The following is a 15,959-nucleotide window of genomic DNA, read 5'->3' on the forward strand; positions in this document are numbered from 1 at the left end:
GGGGCGGGTCTATCCCGCTTGAAATGCTTCCCAGGTGGCAGCCCGGGAAGCGGGATCGGCAGTGTCATGGTCGCGGCAGTCGATGCGCAGCTCGCGCTGGCCGAAGGCGGCGTCGACGAAGCGGCAGTGATGCGGCTTCGCCTGGTCGTCATGGGCGAAGGGCGCGAAGTAGCGGCAGCTCGCGCACATGCGCTGGATCGGGATCGCCTGCTGCTCCTGCAGCGATGTGATCAGGCGGACCAGCGTGACGAGCAGGGCCTCCTGCTCGTCGGAGGCCAAGGTTCCGGCGGCGCGCCCGGTTTCCCCGTCGATGGCGCGGCTCGCCTGAAGCATCCCGATTCCGGCAGGCGTGGCGACGACGATGGTGCTGCGCCGGTCAGCTTCGCCAGTACGCCTGACGGCCGCTGTCTTGCGTTCGAGGGCAGCAATCGAATCCGTAACGGTCGGCTGCGAGACGCCAAGATGCGAAGCGATCTCTTTGACCGTCAGCCCGGCTCGCGCCTCCAACATCTCGAGGATCGCGAGCTGGGTCGGCGTCAGCCCGACATGCCGCGCGCGGTTCCAGTCGTCGGCGCGCAGGACGAGCGCCAGGCGCGACAGCCCTTCGCGAAGGCGATGCTCGATCGGGGAGGGGTCCTGCGGTGTTTCCATGACCCCAATATATAGGACTCCTATGTTTATTCAAGGAGCACGCATCCACTATCCTGGCCGCTCGGCAGGCGTTCTCGCCGCAACCGTACCGCAGCCTCCTCGGGCGCGGTTCGCCTTGTCATGGGCCAAAGAGCCAATTCGGCATGAGCAGCACAATGCCGGGCAGGAAGATCAGCAGCAGGCTGACAGCCGAGACCGCGAGCAGGAACGGCACCGATTCCCGCGTGTACTCGCCGATCGGGCAGCGCAGGATCTGGCAGACCACGAACATCGCGCCGCCCACAGGGGGCGTGTAGTTGCCGATCGTCGCCGCGATGATGAAGACCAGCCCGAAATGGACGGGATCGATCTCGTACTGCTTCAGCAGCGGCATGAAGATCGGCGTCAGCATCACGATCAGCACCGAGCCTTCCATGAAGGTGCCGGCGACCAGGATGAACAGGACGATGAGCACCATCGCGAGCTGCGGATGGTCGGTGACGCCGAGCATCCACTGCGCGATCGCATCGGGTACCTGCTCGAAGATGATGCCGTAGCCGAACACGGCCGAGAGCGCGAGCAGGAACATCACCGCGCCGATATCGACCAGGCTGCTCTCCACCGCCGCGACGAAGCCCTTCGCCGACAGCATGCGGTAGGCGAAGAAGCCGATCACCACCGCATAGACCACTGCGAAGGCGCCGATTTCGGAGGGCGTGAACACGCCCATGCGGAGGCCGAGCAGCAAAATGACCGGGAAGAGCAGTGCCCAGATGCCGCCGATCACCGCACTGCCGATCTCGGTTGGCCGTGGCATCCGCTCGCGCTCCGGGCCATAGCCGCGCTTGCGGGCGGTCAGCGAGATCGCGACGGCGAGCGAGGCCCAGAGCATGATGCCGGGGATGATGCCGGCGGCGAAGAGCCGGCCGATCGAGACCTGCCCCACCGTGCCGTAGAGGATGAAGCCGATGCCGGGCGGGATGATCGGCGCCATCAGCGAGCCGTAGGAGATGACGCCAGCCGTGTAGCCGCGCGAGAAGCCGCGTTCGAGCATCTTGAGGCCGATGATCCGCGCATTCATCGCCGCATCCGCGATCGACGAGCCGGTGACGCCGCTCATCAGCGTCGATAGCGCGATCGAGGTCTGGGCCAGCCCACCCCACATCCGGCCCGTCAGCACGGAGGCCAGCCGCAGCAGGTTCTCGGTGATGCCCGAGCCGTTGAGGAAGTTGCCGGCCAGGATGAAGAGCGGCACTGCGAGCAAAGCAAAATTCTGTGTCTCCGTCACGGTGAGCTGGACGGGGATCGTCGGCGGCAGGTCGGGATTCTGAAAGAAGAAGACGAGCCCGGAAATGCCGACCACGAAGGCCACCGGCATGCCGATGACGAGCAGGACGGCAAAGGTGAGGAGGACGAGCAGCATGGCTTCGCCCCCTCAGATCACGTCGACGGCGCGGTTGGCCTCGTGCTCGCCGCGAAGCTCGGCCCGGACCTTGCGAACCGTCGTCAGCAGCAGCAGCACGGCGCCGAAAGGCAGGCTCGCCGTTACCCAGGAATAACTGACGCCGGGAATGCCCTGGAAGGTGCGGAAGCGGCTGGTCCAGGTGAGCTTGAAGCCCATCCAGATCAGATAGGCGAGGAAGGCCGCGATCAGCGCGTAGTTCAGGAGGCGCAGCATCTGCTGCAGGTTCGGCGCCAGCCTGTCGGTGAACACCTCGATCGCCATCAGGCTGTTGCGGCGCCAGGCGATGTCGGCGCAGAGGAAGCAGGCCCAGGCGAAGAGGCAGGTCGCGGCCTCGGTCGTCCAGTTCTGCGGCATCCGCAGCATGCGCGCGATGCCGCCGCCGAAGATCAGCAGCACCATCAGGACGAGGAACGAGCCGGCGATCAGGGCTTCGATGCGGCAGAAGGCGTCATAGGCTCGTTTCATCAGAAGGCTCGCATCCTCGCGCGACGGCGCAGGGTTCGCCTGCGCCGTCCGATCTCCGGCTCAGTTCTTGCCGATTTCCTTGTGCACCGCCGCCTTGGCCTCGCTCAGGCCGAGCGCCTGATAGGCCTTCTCCCCGGCCGCCTTGAAGGCGGGGAGGTCGACATCCTCGACGATGGTCATGCCGCGCTTCTTCAGATCCTCGCGGACCGTCTTTTCGGAGGCCAGGATGGCCTCCGAGGTCTCGCGCCCGGCCGTCGCGCATTCCTCGGTCAGCGCCGCCTGGAACTCGGGCGGCAGGCCGTCGAAGAAGGCGGTCGAGACGATCTGGAAATTGACCAGCATGATGTGCTTGGTCTCGTTGGCGAATTTCAGCACCTCGTAGAAGCGCCCGCCGGGGATGTTGTTGTAGACGAGCTCGACCCCGTCGATCGCCTTCTGCTGCAGTCCCGGATACATCTCGCCGAATGCCATGGCGGTCGGCGCGGCGCCCAGCGCACGGATCGATTCCTGCCAGATCGGCGCCGGGGGGGTGCGGATGCGCTGGCCCTTAAGATCGTCCGGCTTGCGCACCGGGGCATTGGTGAAGAAATGCCGGTAGCCCTGCACCCAGTCGAAGCAGACGACCTTGAGCCCGTGCTTCTGGGCGAGCTCGTCCTGCCATTTCACGATGCTCGGCGCCTTGGCGAGCTTGGCGACATCGTCGAGCGTTTCCGCGAAATAGGGCCCGTTGAGCACGGCTAGCCCCTTCACATAGGTGCCGAGCCGGGCAGCGTCGGTGTTCTGGCCGATATTCGCGCCCTGTCGCAGTTGCTCGATGATGTCTTCCTCGACGCCGAGCTGGGCGCTATGGAAGATCTGGATCTTCAAGCCGCCCTTTGTGCGCTCCTCCACCCGCTTGGCCCAGTTCTGGAAGCCCTTGTGAAACGGCTCGCTCGGACCCAGCACATGGTTGAAGCGCAGCGTGTGGGTCTTCCGAGCCTGCGCCGCCGTGCTTGCCGCAACCGCGAAGCTGAGGCCAAGGAGCGCAGCCGTCGCCGCGCCGAACCAGTTCCTGCCCATCGTCTTCCTCCCGATCCCTGTTCTCTTCCGCTTCAAAGCGTCTGTCCGCCATCGACGGTCAGCACCGTTCCGGTGGCGAAGGCGCTGAGATCGCTGGCGAGATACACCGCGGCCTCGGCCATCTCCTCGGCCCGCCCGAGCCGCCCCATGGGCTGGCGCGCGACGAAGGCGCGCCGGGCCGCCTCCGGATCGGCCTGCGCCTGCATCCGGTCGTCCAGCGAGGGCGTTTCGGTGGTGCCGGGGCAGAGCGCGTTGCAGCGCACGCCGGTCGTGACGACGTCGCGCGCGACGGCCTTGGTCAGGCCGATCACCGCGGCCTTGCTGGCGCCATAGGCGGCCCGGCGCGGCACGCCGGTTAGCGAGGAGGCCACCGAGGCGACGTTGATGATCGAGCCGCGGCCGCGCGCGACCATGCCCGGGAGCACGGCGCGAATGGTCGTGAACATGGTGCTGACGTTGATGGCGAAGCTACGTTCCCAGTCCGCGGGTTCGCAGTCGAGAACGGTCCCGTCATGCACCCAGCCGACGCCGTTGAAGAGGATGTCCGCCGCACCGGCAGCGCCGAGCTCGGCAGCCGCGGCGGCATGGGTGAGGTCCAGCGCCAGGATTTCGATGCCACTCGCGCGCAACGCCGCGAGCTTGTCGCCGCTGCGGCTGATCGCGAGCACCTCGGCCCCTTCCGCCGCGAAGGCGAACGCGGTCGCACGGCCGATGCCCTGCCCAGCTCCGGTGACGATCGCGCGCTTGCCCGCGAGGCGCGGTGCTGACCGGGCCGATCCTGCCACGCAAATTCCTCCCTGAACCGATCTGGCGTCGGTATTTGTACAATGCATACATTGGACGATAGAAGTGGATCAGGCAAGCGGTGTCTTCTTGCCCGGCAGCTGCTAGAGGACGTGGATGGAGGCGAACTGATGCCTGGTGAAGCGCGCCCGGAGGATGAGCATGCCGCGCCGGTCGGCGCGTCGCCGCGGCTGCATGCGCGCATCCTGCAGATGCTGCGCCGGCGCATCCTGGACGGAAGCCTGCCGGGCGCGGCGAGGCTCATGGAAAGCCCGCTGGCGCTCGAGCTCGGCGTCAGTCGCGCGCCAGTACGGCAAGCCTTGGCCGCTCTCGCGGCCGAGGGGCTGATCCGGCGGGCGCAGGGCCGCGGCTTCGTGGTGGTGAGCGGCGGCCTTGTCGCCGAGCCGCCCGGCCTCGTTCGCATCGACGCCGCGGGCCACGATCGCACCGGCCTAGATCCGGCCCTGACCGTAAAGCCGAGCTGGCAGCCAATCTACGATGCGGTCGAGAAAGCCATCGTCGAGCGGATCTCGGTCGCGGGCTGGCGCATCGTCGAGGTCGATCTGGCGCGCCATTTCGGCGTCAGCCGCACCATCGCGCGCGAGGTCATGGCGCGGCTGCACCAGCGGGGCCTCGTCAAGCGCGACGACAAGAGTCGCTGGTACGCTCCGGCTCTGACCGCCGACTATATTTCCGAACTCTACGAGCTGCGCTGGACGCTGGAGCCGCTGGCGCTCTTACAGGCGAGCGAGCGAGCGCCGCCGGCACTGATCCGTCGCATGCATGCGAGTCTCGAGGATGCAATCGCGCGGGCTGCGTCACTGACCGGCCGCGAACTCGACGCACTGGAGGCGGAGCTCCATGTCGAGCTGCTGCGCCATTGCACGAACCGCACGCTGCTCGAGGCCCTTCGCCTCTACCAGTCGCTGCTGGTTGCACACACATTCCTCTACGACGCCTCGTCAAGCCAGTTCCCGAGCGAGCCGTTCCTGCCGGAGCATATGGAAGTCGTCGAGCACCTGGTATCGGGTGATGTTACCGGAGCGGCGCAGGCATTGGCGAAGCATCTTCGGGGGGCCTGCGCTCGTGCCATCGCCCGCGTTGACGTGATCGCACGCGGCCTCGAAGTGCGGGATCTGCCTTACATGTATCGGCTTGATAAACTCGCATTGTCGATTAGCCGCGACTGACACCGCTGAAATCCCGGAACAAGTGACCATTACTCCGGTCAACTGGACGAATGTCCGCTTCTCGACAAAGCTCCAACGTCAGCAAGTAGAGCGAAGGCTCCGTACTGACAGGAATTTCTCAAGCTCCCGCCGCGCGCCTGTGCTGGTTGACGCGTGGCACCGCGGCGAGCAGAGCAGCCGTATAGGGATGCTGCGGAGCCTCCAGGATATCCTCGGTTCGCCCCTGCTCGACGAGCTTGCCGTTCTTCATCACGCAGATCCGGTCGGCGATGTAGGAGACGACCGAGAGGTCATGCGTGATGAACAGATAGGCGAGCCCGAACTCATCGCGCAGATCGACCAGCAGGTTGAGGATCGACGCCTGCACCGAGACGTCGAGCGCCGAGACGGCCTCGTCGCAGACGATGAACTTCGGTTTCGTCGCCAGCGCGCGCGCGATGCCGACGCGCTGCTTCTCGCCGCCGCTCATCTGGTGCGGATAGCGCTCCGCGTAGCGGCTGCCGAGGCGCACCAGTTCCAGCAACTCGTCGACGCGCTTGTCCCGCTCGGCACCGCCGAGACCGATCTGGGCCAGCGGCCGCCCGACGATCTCGCGCACGGTCTTGCGTGGGTTGAGCGAGGAATCCGGGTTCTGGAAGATGATCTGGGCGTTGCGCAGCAAGGTGCGCTTGCGGCTGCGAGAGGCGGAGAGAAGCGTCTGCCCCTCGATGCGGACCTCGCCGCCCGTCGGCGATACCAAATCGATCATGCAGCGCCCGAGGGTCGTCTTTCCGGAGCCGCTCTCGCCGACGAGGCCGACGATCTCGCCCTCCCGGATCGTCAGCGAGACATGGTCCACGGCGTTCACGACCCGCGGCCTGTACGCCATCTCGGGCCGCCACCCGTTCCAGCGCAGCGTCAGCGCGTCGAAGACACCGCCACTGCGGAATTCCCGCTCGACATCGACGGCGTCGACGATGATCGGGGCATCGGAGGAGGGGGGAGCGCGGCGCGCGACTTCCTCGCCCACTTCGGCGCGCCACGGGGTGTCGGCGAGTTCGGCCGAGCGCCAGCAACGGTTCCGCGTGCCGTTCTGCGCCGTGTGAAGCTCCTGGATTTCGCTGGAGCAGCGCGGTTGCGCGAAATGACAGCGCGGCGCGAAGATGCAGCCCTTGAGCTGGGCGCGCGTATCGGGCAGGCGCCCCGGAATCGGCTGCAGGCGCTGCCGCTCGACCGACAGGGACGGCAGCGAGGCAAGCAGGCCCTTGGTGTAGGGGTGACGCGGCTGGGAGAGCACGACATCGGTTGGGCCCTGCTCAACGACGCGGCCCGCATAAAGCACGCAGATGTCGTCGCAGATGCGCGAGACCACGCCGAGATTATGGCTGATGAACAGGATCGACAATTGCCGCGTGCGACGCAGGTCCTCGAGCAGGTCGAGAATCTGTGCCTCGATCGTCACGTCGAGCGCCGTGGTGGGCTCGTCGAGAATGAGCAGGTCCGGATCGCAGCCGAGCGCGCTCGCGATCAGCGCGCGCTGCTTCATGCCGCCGGAGAGCTGGTGGGGATAACTCGCCGCCATGCGCGCGGGATCGGCGATGCCGACTTCCGCCAGCAGCCGCAGCGTCTCGGCTTCCGCCTGCGCCTCGTCCATGCTGCGATGCATCATCAGCGGCTCGGCAATCTGCTTGCCGACGCGGATAGCGGGGTTGAGGGTTGTGAAGGGGTCCTGGAAGACCAGGCTGACCTTGCCTCCGCGCAACTGCCGGCGCTCCTCGTCGGTGGCGGCGTAGAGATCGCGGCCGCCGACCAGCACCTTGCCCGCATCGATCGCGGCGCCCTTGTCGAGCAGGCCGAGCACGGCGAGCGCCGCAGTGCTCTTGCCGGAGCCGGACTCGCCGACGACACCCAGCACCCGGCCACGCTCGACCTTCATGCTGACATCGTGCAGGACGCGGACGCGACCGCCATCGCCCTCGAAGCTGACCGAAAGGCCTTCGACGCTCAGTGCAAGATCGGTCATTACCGCCTCCGGGACAGGCGCGGGTCGAGCGCCTCGCGCAGGCCATCGCCGAACAGGTTGATCGCGATGACGGTGATGCAGAGCGCGGCGCCCGCGGAGCAGACGATCCAGGGCGCCTGGTTGATGAAGGGCCGGGCCTCGGCAATCATCAGGCCCCAGTCGGAGGCCGGCGGCTGGACGCCGAGGCCGAGGAAGCTAAGCGCCGCGGCCAGCAGCATCGCGAAGGTCACGCGCAGCGCGGCCTCGACGATGATCGGCGCCCAGGCGTTGGGCAGGATCTCGCTGAACAGGATGTACCAGCCGCTTTCGACGCGGGCCCGGGCCGCCTGGATATATTCCTCGCCGGTGACCTCGAGCGTGATGCTGCGGGTCAGCCGGGTGATGATCGGGATGTAGACGAAGCCCACGGCGAGCACGGTCTTCCACAGGCTGGGAGACGTCACCGAGAGGATCAGCAGGCCCAGGATGATCGGCGGCAGCGAGATCATGACATCGACCGCGCGCATGATGGTCTCGTCGGCCCAGCCACGGTAATAGCCGGCGACGAGCCCGAGCGGTACGCCGAAGAGCAGGCTGACCGCGGTCGCGCCGAAGCCCATCAGCAGCGAGCTCTGCGCGCCGTTCAGGACGCGGCTGAGCACGTCACGGCCGAACTCGTCGGTTCCCAGCCAATGCTGCGCGTTCGGAGCAACGAGCCGGACATCGAGTTGCATCGCGTCGAGGTCGTAGGGCGAGAGGCTCGGCCCGAGCGCGGCGAGGACGACAATGGAAAAAAGCAGCGCCGCGCCGACTTTCAGCGAAGCCGGCAGGGGGCGCCTGCGCGCCTGGCTGTTACTCGCTGCTGCTACGGCCATAACGCACCCGTGGGTTGAGGAGGGCATAGAGCAGGTCGGCCATCAGGTTGGCTGCCGCATAGACGAAGGTGATCACGATCATGCAGGCCTGGAGCAGCGGCACGTCCATGTTCTGGATGGCGAACATCAGCAGCCGGCCAAGACCGGGATAGGAGAAGATCGTCTCCACCACGACGATGCCCCCCATCATGATGCCGACGTCGATGGCGAGCACGGTGATCGTCGGCAGCAGGGCGTTGGGCAGAGCATGGCGGCGGATGACGAGGCGCTCCGGCAAGCCGCGCGCCCGGGCCGCGCGGACGTACTGCGTCTGCATGGTGTCGATCATGCTGGAGCGCGTCAGGCGCGAGACATGCGCCATCAGGCCGGTAGCGAGGGTGAAGACGGGCAGGATGAGATGGCGTGCCCAGGTGCCGACGCCATTTGAAAGGTCGCTGTAGCCGGTTGCCGGGAACCAGTTCAGGTAGCCGGCGAACAGCATGATGATGACGATGGCGAAGAGGAATTCGGGGATCGCGATGTTCACATAGGTCGCGACCGAGACGACGTGGTCGGCCCGCGAGCCGTGGCGTACGCCGGCATAGACGCCGACCACGATGCCGAACAGCGCGACGAGGCCGATCGAGATCCCGGCCAGGATCGCCGATTTCGAGACCGCATCCCAAAGGACCGGCGCGATCGGGCGATCCATCACAAGCGAGCGCCCGAGATCGCCCTGCAGCATGCCTGACGCCCAGCGCCAATACTGGACATAGGTAGGGTCGTTGAGGCCGAGCTTCTTCTCGAGCGTGGCCACGTCCTCGGGCGACGCGAAGTCGCCAAGGATCATGTAGGCGACATTGCCTGGCATGACCTGCGTGATCCAGAAGATCAGTATGGACATGACCGCCATCGTCAGAACGATGGAAAGCATGCGCTTGATGACATAGCCGGTCATGGCAGCCCGCCTCAACTCGCCCCTGGCGGGCTTACTGGAAGTTCGCCTTGCGCAGATCCATCCAGGAATAGGGATGGGTGCGGTAGTCCTTCAGACTGTCGCGATAGGCGGTGGCGAAGTTGATGACGTACATCACCGCGCCCGGAACGTCCTCGACCGCGTATTTCTGGAACAGCTTGTACTGCTCCTTGCGCTCGGCCTCGGAGGTCGCGAGGCGGCCGCGATCCAGCACGGCATCGATACGTTCGCTCTTGAAGTTCCACATCTGGCGGTTCCAGGAGCCGCCGCTATGGTACCAGGGGTAGGTCGCGGTATCGACCGTCGGACGCGACAGGTAGCCATCCATGTAGAACGGCGCCTTTCCGGCCACCGTCGCGCTCCAGCGGCTGTAGGGCACGCGCTCGAGCTTCACGTTGATGCCGGCCGGGCGCAGCATCTGCTGGATGGCGACCGCCGCGCGCTCACGGGTGGGCCGCCCCACGGGGACGTTGAGCGTGATCTCGAAGCCCTTGGGATAGCCGGCCTCGGCCAGCAGCTTGCGGGCGCCGGGGATGTCCGCCTTCAGCGGGGTGTCCTTGTCGAAGAAGGGGTGGTTCGGCGGGATCGGCGAATGGGTCGGCGCGCCCTGGCCGAACAGCGCGAACTGCACGAGCTGCGCCTTGTCGAGCGCCTTCAGCACGGCGCGGCGGACGCGCACGTCGTCGAAGGGCTTCAGGTCGTTCTTCATGACGATGCCGTCCCAGGTGCCGGTGGGCACCGAGTCGAGCTTGATCGTCTTGGAGTCGGACAGTTCCTTGATGGCCTCGAGCGGCACGTTCCAGAGGATGTCGATGTCGCCGGCGTTCAGCGCAGCGATCTTGGCAGCGTCCTCGGGCATGATGCGCAGAGTGACGCGCGAGAGCTTTGGCAGGCCTGCTTCCCAGTAGTCCGGGTTGCGCGTGGCGGTCAGCTTGTCGCCGGGGGTGTAGCTCTCGAAGACGAAGGGGCCGGTGCCGACGGGCTTGACCAGGATGTCGTCCATCGCGACGCCCTTCGGGACGATCTTGAGGTGGCGCTCGATGAGCATCTCGGGCCAGGAGCCATAGGGCTGCTTCAGCACGAACTTGACGGTGAGCGGGTCCGGCGTCTCGATCGACTTCACCATCTCGGCGGTGGACCGGGCGCGCGAGGCCAGCTGCGGATCGGCGAGCCAGGCGAAGGTGTGGACGACGTCCTCGGCCGAGAAAGCCTTGCCGTTGTGGAACTTCACGCCATCGCGCAGCTTGAAGGTCCACTCGGTCGCATCGGCATTGGCCGACCATTCGGTCGCGAGTTCCGGCTCGAGCTTCAGGTCCTCGGTGATGCGCACCAGCCCATTGAAGAGCAGCATGCCGACATTGTACTCCTCCGCGGTCGTGCCGCGGCCGGGATAGAGGCTGTTGACGTTGGCGTTCAGGGTCGCGACCAGCGCGTCCTTCTTCTGCGCCTGGGCCGGGAGCGTCATCGCAGCCAGCGATACCGTGAGGGCGAGGCCGAGCAAGATCTTCATGTTTTTCCCCTTTTGGTCGTTCTGGACGCGGTCGTTCAACGGGCCGCGAGATCCGCGGCCAGGACGCGGGCGAGTTCCGCGATCACCGCCTGGAGCTTTCCGAAGCCCTCGTGTTTCGTGCAGGACTGCTCGTCCATGTAGAGTTTCCGATTGATCTCGATCTGCAGGCTGTGACGCCCTTCTGCCGGGCGGCCGTGGCGCGTGCAGCATTCGGCGCCGGCGTAGTGGAAGTTCGAGGTCACCTGGTAGCCGGCATCGGCGAAGGTCCTGGCGACGAGCGCCGTCAGCTCCGGGCCGCAGCTTTTGCCGTTGAGATCGCCGATATCGATCTCGGAACGGGGCGAGCCGGCATCCAGCGTCGAGCGGCCGCCGATCGAGGCCATGCTGTGGCAGCTGATGTGGTAGCTGACCTTCCTGACCGCGTGATGGGCGTCGATGATGCGCGCCAGCTCGTTGTGGTAGGGCAGGTAGTAGCCCTCGATGCGCTGGCGGACATCGGCCGCCGTGAGCTTCTCCGCATAGAGCGGGCTGTTGCCGGCGAGGCTGTGGATCAGGCCGATGCCGAGCTTCGACTTGACCGTCGGATTGAGCGTGCCCGGACCGGCCCATGCGTCGGCGAGGAGATCGGGATCGACATCCGTCTCATGCCGGTTGGCGTCGATATAGGCGTTGGGGAAAAGCGCATAGAGCAGCGTCGCGCCCTGGCTGGGGACGATGTCGTAGAGTTCGCCAAGATACATCGAGGTCGAGCGATGGACCTCCTGGAAGGTGGCCGCCGGCTTGAAATCGCAAGGGTACCAGGTCCCGCTCCGGCAGACGTCGAACACGACCGGGGCCGGCGTCGCGGGATCGCGCCGCAGCATCACGCCGGGAACGAGATGGGTCGATACGGTCATGTCGGCATCCTGCGAACGAAAACGATTTACTGCTGAAGGAAAACGATTTCCTTAATCGCTATCGGCAGCATACGCGGCTTGTCAAGGGCAGCCCCTCCGTGCTCTTCGTTGGGCGGGTATCCTGTAGGGCGGAGTCGGCGACGCAATGGACGAGTCGAGCACCTTTTCGCCCCGCCAAGGCGGTCCCGCACGGCTGGATGACGTGGCGACGCGGGCGGGCGTCGCGAAATCCACGGTCTCGCGAGTGATGAGCGGCGAGGCAACGCTGGCGATCCGCGAGGAGACGCGGCAGCGCATCCTCAAGGCCGCATCTGAACTCGGATATAGTCCTGATACACGTGGCAGGGCGCTGCGCCTGAAGCGCTCCTACACGCTGGGCATCGTGGTGCCGGAGATCGACAATCCTGCCTTCGGCGCGATCATCCGCAGCGCCCAGAAGGCGGCCATCGAGCGCGGCTATTCGCTGTTCATCTCGCTCGCAGACAAGGACCAGCCTGATGCTGACCTCTACCGCCGGCTCGTCGAAGGCTCGCGCGTCGACGGCGTGCTGGTGACGACCGTCAGCGATACGGCCTTCGTCGCCGAGTTACGCCGGCGGTCGGTAAAGTACCTGCTGGTCAACCGCGAGATCGAGAGCGAGCCGAACTCGATCATCGTCGACTATATCGATGGCACGGAGCAGGCGGTCGCCCATCTTGCTGATCTCGGGCACCGCCGCATTGCTCTCATTTCGGGGCCTTTGCGCCAGTATACCGGGCGCAAGCGGTTGGAGGGTTTCCGGCGCGGGCTTGCCAGAGCGAGCCTGACATTCGATCCCGCGCTCGTCGAAGAGTGCAACTATGGCTGGTACGAGGCAGGCGACGCCTTGTCGCGCCTCCTGCACTCTTCGGTCGATCGCCCCACCGCGATCTGCGCGGCCAACACGATCGTCGCCTCCGGGGTCATCGCTAGAGCGAGATCTCTAGGTCTTTCTGTCCCGGCGGATCTTTCGGTAATCGCGCTCCTTGACGCCGCATTGTCGGTCATGCAGGTGCCGGCGATCACAGCAATTCAGTATCCGTTTGAGGAACTTGGACGTCGTGCCGTGCTGCGGCTGATCGATCTCATCGAAAATGCCCCTCATCCGTTGAGCGAACGTCTGGCGCCAATCGGCCTAAGTCTCAGGGAAACGACGGCGCGTGCATCCACCAATATTCCTTAAGTGGGCGCAAGCTTTATGCCGCGTTGGTAACTTCCTGTTCAACCTAGCTTGCCCCAGGATCCGCAAGGCTGACCGGAACGTGGTCGTCACTTGACGGTTCATTCGAGGACCCGAGGGCCGAATTCGGGTACGGGTTGTCCGGCATGAAATCCACTCCATCCCTGTCGACTTGGAAATGGCAGCTTCCATCCTCCACGACGCTGGGTTCATCCGTCAGGGCGAAGGGCATTGAACGCGAATTGCGGCGTCGTCTTCCCTGGCCGATGCGCAAGCACCTTTCCGTCGAGGCGGGACACGTCATCCTGGCCGTACCGGACCCCCAGGACCTGCACACGCTTGCGAGCCGTATTGGCGACGCAATCGAAGGCATCGCGGAACTGCCCTTGCTTCCGAGTGAGGTCGAAGACGTCCTTGCGATCTCCTCGCGCGAGCGCCACAAATGGCTGGAGGACGGTCGCCTCCAAAGTGCGGGGACACGCACCGTGACGCTTCGGGGACGCGCGCGTGCCGTGACCTTCCACATCTTCGATCCGCGACACATCGAGACAATCCTCGACGGTGACCTACCCGCTATCTGGCGAGAAGAAGATGCGATCAGGAGCGCCGAAAACCGTCGGCGTGCCGCGGCTAAGGCCGTCCGCGCTCGGAACCGCAAAAATACTTCGGAGCCAAGCGCGACGACGAGCGAAATGACGGATGAGGAGCCGCCAAGCCTGGCAGGCTGGGACGACTTCGAAGCGGACGGTCTGCTGCGATGAGACCGAGAAGCGTTTCGATGCCGCTGTCTTACGAGGCGCCGTTTCATCTTCAAAGAGCCGATCCGCCCACAAATACCCGACGGCAAGCGGGCGGCCGATCCCGAAGGAGCATTCCTGATGCCCGAGGTTCGGAAGCGCGTTCCCTGGTCCGCCGCCGTCTCTCATTTGGAACATGGGGCGGTGCCGCTGGTTCGGCTTTCGCAACTGCGAGAGAAGGACAATATCCGATATGGCTGTCACCCGCCCACCTCGATTGCTGGCAGAATTCGCGCTTGCCCTGGCTCTCGGCTTGGGGTCAGCCTTGCTGGCGGCCAGACTAATGCCGGCCTCGGTCAACGCGCGCGAGGCGAACTTCGAAGCGAAATCCCGGCATCGGACTCAGCAAGGCAAATTCGCCGATGAGCCCTATCAGATCCCGCCTCGCGGCTGGATCGATATCGCTCGGCGCACTTACCACGAAGTGGATCGAGACCGCGTTCAAGCCGTCGCAGCTGGGGTAACCTTCTACGGCCTGCTCGCCTTGTTTCCAGCGCTGACCGCATTCGTTTCGCTTTACGGTCTGTTGGCTGACCCGGCGACCATCTCGGATCAACTTGCCCTGTTGAATGGTCTGTTGCCGCCCGAGACCATGAACTTCCTGCGCGATCAGATCACCCGCATCATCAGTGGGGGCGACACCAAGCTCGGGCTGGCGCTGCTGATCAGCGTCGCGCTCGCGATCTGGAGCGCCAATTCGGGCGTCAAGGCCATCTTCGACGCGTTGAATGTTGCTTACGGGGAAGACGAGAAGAGAGGCTTCGTAAAGCTGAACCTCGTCTCGCTCGCCTTTACCACCGGGATTCTGGTCTTTGCCGTCCTGGCTCTCGGCGCGATTGCCGTCATGCCCGTCATTCTCGGATATCTGTATCTCGGAGACGCGACAGAACTCCTCTTGTCTCTCGGACGATGGCCTGCGCTGATCGCGGTTCTGGTGCTTGGCCTCTCCGTGCTCTATCGCTTCGGGCCTAGCCGCGACGAGGCACAATGGAGTTGGGTAAGTCCCGGCGCGATATTCGCGGCAATCGCGTGGCTGATCGCCTCGCTGTTGTTCTCCTGGTACGTCGCGAACTTCGAGGACTACAACAAGACCTATGGCGCTATCGGCGCCGTCATCGGCCTTCTGATGTGGCTGTGGCTTTCTGCGACCATCGTGCTCGTCGGCGCCGAGCTGAACTCCGAGGCGGAGAGGCAGACGGACGAGGACACCACCAAGGGGATGCCCATGCCGATCGGGTTAAGAGGAGCCGACGCCGCCGACAGGAAGGGCTGACCCCCGCCGGAAAGGAAGCGCGTCGGGACCCGTCGCGAAGTTCCTCCGGCAGCAGCCGCGATCCCGCTGCCTTGGCGGAGGCGTGACCGTGGCGACCTCGCCATCTCGTTGCCAAAAGCCTGATGAGCGTCTCAACACGCCAGAGTAAGATGCTCTCGAAACGTCGCGGTCCCCAGCGTAGCGCTGGGAGTGACGAAGCGCGTTAGTCCTCCGCGCCGGCGAGGATCACTGTTCAACAATCATCGCAGTGTCAGACGATCCAGGACGTCGCGGGCGGTGGCAAACACCCGATGGCGCAGATCGGGGCGGGTCGCCAGGAGATAGCCGGCGGCACCGAGGAGAATGATTCTGAGCACGGTCTACTCCCTTTGATGACTAGTTGAGGGATCAACGCGTGAGGGGACGTATCGTTTCGCAAGCATCGCGGGTGCCGTAGAGGCCGGATTTCTTCTGGGGTTTACGAGCTCGATGGGGTCAGGTCAGCCAATTCTCCACGACAAGGCCGCGGACGCGCTCGAAGGCCTTGTCGGCAGTCACGACCGTCAGCCCCAGAGTATAGGCATGAGCAGCGATCCAGAGGTCGTTGTGCCCCATCGTTCGCCCGGCGGCCTCGAGCTCGGCCCGGAGGCCGCCGAATATGCAACGGAAGAACCGGCAATGCGGCAGGGATGGCCTCAACTCGTCCAAGAAGTGAAGGGAGCCTGCTTTGGCGCACCCGTAGCGCAGCTCTGAAAACAATCAATCGGTATCAAAGCTGTAAGGGGGAACGATAAGACGGGCGCCAAGTTTGTGCTGATCAGTGTGGCGCCAATGGAAACCATCATGTCCGAGAACGAAAAGGCTCCGCGAGGGGCCGCTAAGGCGGGAGCCATCATAGCCGTT

Annotated in this window: 15 protein-coding genes; 4 read left to right on the forward strand and 11 right to left on the reverse strand. The window is 65.1% G+C overall.

From position 1 onward, the window contains the following. Window positions 1-9: 9 nt before the first annotated feature. The 5 genes from ASE63_RS17415 to ASE63_RS17435 form a co-directional block, all read right to left on the reverse strand. A complete protein-coding gene (locus tag ASE63_RS17415; RefSeq protein ID WP_056803971.1) occupies window positions 10-651 on the reverse strand; it encodes a MarR family transcriptional regulator in 642 nt (213 codons plus the stop codon). A 118-nt stretch (window positions 652-769) separates the two neighbouring features. Next, window positions 770-2,053, reverse strand: a complete 1,284-nt coding sequence (locus ASE63_RS17420; RefSeq protein ID WP_056803975.1) for a TRAP transporter large permease — start codon at window positions 2,051-2,053, stop codon at window positions 770-772. Window positions 2,054-2,065: 12 nt separating this feature from the next. Further along, on the reverse strand, window positions 2,066-2,560 hold the full coding sequence (locus ASE63_RS17425; protein ID WP_056803978.1) for a TRAP transporter small permease: 495 nt from the start codon (window positions 2,558-2,560) through the stop codon (window positions 2,066-2,068). 60 nt (window positions 2,561-2,620) lie between these two features. After that, window positions 2,621-3,619: a C4-dicarboxylate TRAP transporter substrate-binding protein gene (locus ASE63_RS17430; RefSeq protein WP_056803983.1), complete on the reverse strand. Its 999-nt coding sequence runs from the start codon at window positions 3,617-3,619 to the stop codon at window positions 2,621-2,623. Between the two features lie 32 nt (window positions 3,620-3,651). After that, a complete protein-coding gene (locus ASE63_RS17435; protein WP_056803986.1) occupies window positions 3,652-4,404 on the reverse strand; it encodes an SDR family oxidoreductase in 753 nt (250 codons plus the stop codon). 111 nt (window positions 4,405-4,515) lie between these two features. On the opposite strand from ASE63_RS17435, the gene ASE63_RS17440 reads away from it, so the two are divergent. After that, entirely contained in the window at window positions 4,516-5,592 is a 1,077-nt protein-coding gene (locus ASE63_RS17440; protein WP_162261795.1) for a GntR family transcriptional regulator, read from the forward strand. A 118-nt stretch (window positions 5,593-5,710) separates the two neighbouring features. Here ASE63_RS17440 and ASE63_RS17445 read toward each other — a convergent pair whose 3' ends face one another. The 5 genes from ASE63_RS17445 to ASE63_RS17465 are packed head-to-tail and all read right to left on the reverse strand — an operon-like array spanning window position 5,711 to window position 11,809. After that, a complete protein-coding gene (locus tag ASE63_RS17445; RefSeq protein ID WP_056803988.1) occupies window positions 5,711-7,594 on the reverse strand; it encodes an ABC transporter ATP-binding protein in 1,884 nt (627 codons plus the stop codon). Beyond that, window positions 7,594-8,448: an ABC transporter permease gene (locus tag ASE63_RS17450; RefSeq protein WP_056803991.1), complete on the reverse strand. Its 855-nt coding sequence runs from the start codon at window positions 8,446-8,448 to the stop codon at window positions 7,594-7,596. Before ASE63_RS17450 ends, ASE63_RS17445 begins: the two co-directional genes overlap by 1 nt. Continuing rightward, window positions 8,426-9,385, reverse strand: a complete 960-nt coding sequence (locus tag ASE63_RS17455) for an ABC transporter permease (protein ID WP_056803994.1) — start codon at window positions 9,383-9,385, stop codon at window positions 8,426-8,428. Before ASE63_RS17455 ends, ASE63_RS17450 begins: the two co-directional genes overlap by 23 nt. A gap of 31 nt (window positions 9,386-9,416) precedes the next feature. Beyond that, window positions 9,417-10,913, reverse strand: a complete 1,497-nt coding sequence (locus tag ASE63_RS17460; RefSeq protein ID WP_056804546.1) for an ABC transporter substrate-binding protein — start codon at window positions 10,911-10,913, stop codon at window positions 9,417-9,419. 35 nt (window positions 10,914-10,948) lie between these two features. After that, window positions 10,949-11,809 carry an N-formylglutamate amidohydrolase gene (locus ASE63_RS17465; RefSeq protein ID WP_056803997.1) on the reverse strand — a complete coding sequence of 287 codons (861 nt, stop codon included), beginning with the start codon at window positions 11,807-11,809 and terminating at the stop codon, window positions 10,949-10,951. Between the two features lie 145 nt (window positions 11,810-11,954). Between ASE63_RS17465 and ASE63_RS17470 the strand changes: the two genes are divergently transcribed. The 3 genes from ASE63_RS17470 (at window position 11,955) to ASE63_RS17480 (ending at window position 15,077) form a co-directional block, all read left to right on the forward strand. Further along, window positions 11,955-13,010 carry a LacI family DNA-binding transcriptional regulator gene (locus tag ASE63_RS17470; RefSeq protein ID WP_056804000.1) on the forward strand — a complete coding sequence of 352 codons (1,056 nt, stop codon included), beginning with the start codon at window positions 11,955-11,957 and terminating at the stop codon, window positions 13,008-13,010. Between the two features lie 143 nt (window positions 13,011-13,153). Further along, window positions 13,154-13,768 carry a hypothetical protein gene (locus ASE63_RS17475; protein ID WP_056804003.1) on the forward strand — a complete coding sequence of 205 codons (615 nt, stop codon included), beginning with the start codon at window positions 13,154-13,156 and terminating at the stop codon, window positions 13,766-13,768. A gap of 229 nt (window positions 13,769-13,997) precedes the next feature. Next, window positions 13,998-15,077 (forward strand): YihY/virulence factor BrkB family protein, encoded by a 1,080-nt coding sequence (locus tag ASE63_RS17480; protein WP_082610057.1) that lies wholly within the window; start codon window positions 13,998-14,000, stop codon window positions 15,075-15,077. Between the two features lie 474 nt (window positions 15,078-15,551). On the opposite strand, the gene ASE63_RS17485 is transcribed toward ASE63_RS17480, so the two are convergent. Then, window positions 15,552-15,815, reverse strand: coding sequence for a PIN domain-containing protein (locus tag ASE63_RS17485; protein ID WP_082610058.1), 264 nt, complete (start codon window positions 15,813-15,815; stop codon window positions 15,552-15,554). Between the last annotated feature and the right edge of the window lie 144 nt (window positions 15,816-15,959).

It is taken from the genome of Allobosea sp. Root381, from assembly GCF_001429395.1.
In the GTDB taxonomy this organism is placed as follows: Bacteria; Pseudomonadota; Alphaproteobacteria; order Rhizobiales; family Beijerinckiaceae; genus Allobosea.

Coding starts and splice junctions, on each gene's coding strand:
- ASE63_RS17415 (WP_056803971.1), bottom strand. CDS start 651: ATGGAAACACCGCAGGACCCCTCCCCGATCGAGCATCGCCTTCGCGAA.
- ASE63_RS17465 (WP_056803997.1), bottom strand. CDS start 11,809: ATGACCGTATCGACCCATCTCGTTCCCGGCGTGATGCTGCGGCGCGAT.
- ASE63_RS17445 (WP_056803988.1), bottom strand. CDS start 7,594: ATGACCGATCTTGCACTGAGCGTCGAAGGCCTTTCGGTCAGCTTCGAG.
- ASE63_RS17470 (WP_056804000.1), top strand. CDS start 11,955: ATGGACGAGTCGAGCACCTTTTCGCCCCGCCAAGGCGGTCCCGCACGG.
- ASE63_RS17430 (WP_056803983.1), bottom strand. CDS start 3,619: ATGGGCAGGAACTGGTTCGGCGCGGCGACGGCTGCGCTCCTTGGCCTC.
- ASE63_RS17420 (WP_056803975.1), bottom strand. CDS start 2,053: ATGCTGCTCGTCCTCCTCACCTTTGCCGTCCTGCTCGTCATCGGCATG.
- ASE63_RS17425 (WP_056803978.1), bottom strand. CDS start 2,560: ATGAAACGAGCCTATGACGCCTTCTGCCGCATCGAAGCCCTGATCGCC.
- ASE63_RS17475 (WP_056804003.1), top strand. CDS start 13,154: ATGAAATCCACTCCATCCCTGTCGACTTGGAAATGGCAGCTTCCATCC.
- ASE63_RS17450 (WP_056803991.1), bottom strand. CDS start 8,448: ATGGCCGTAGCAGCAGCGAGTAACAGCCAGGCGCGCAGGCGCCCCCTG.
- ASE63_RS17480 (WP_082610057.1), top strand. CDS start 13,998: ATGGCTGTCACCCGCCCACCTCGATTGCTGGCAGAATTCGCGCTTGCC.
- ASE63_RS17460 (WP_056804546.1), bottom strand. CDS start 10,913: ATGAAGATCTTGCTCGGCCTCGCCCTCACGGTATCGCTGGCTGCGATG.
- ASE63_RS17455 (WP_056803994.1), bottom strand. CDS start 9,385: ATGACCGGCTATGTCATCAAGCGCATGCTTTCCATCGTTCTGACGATG.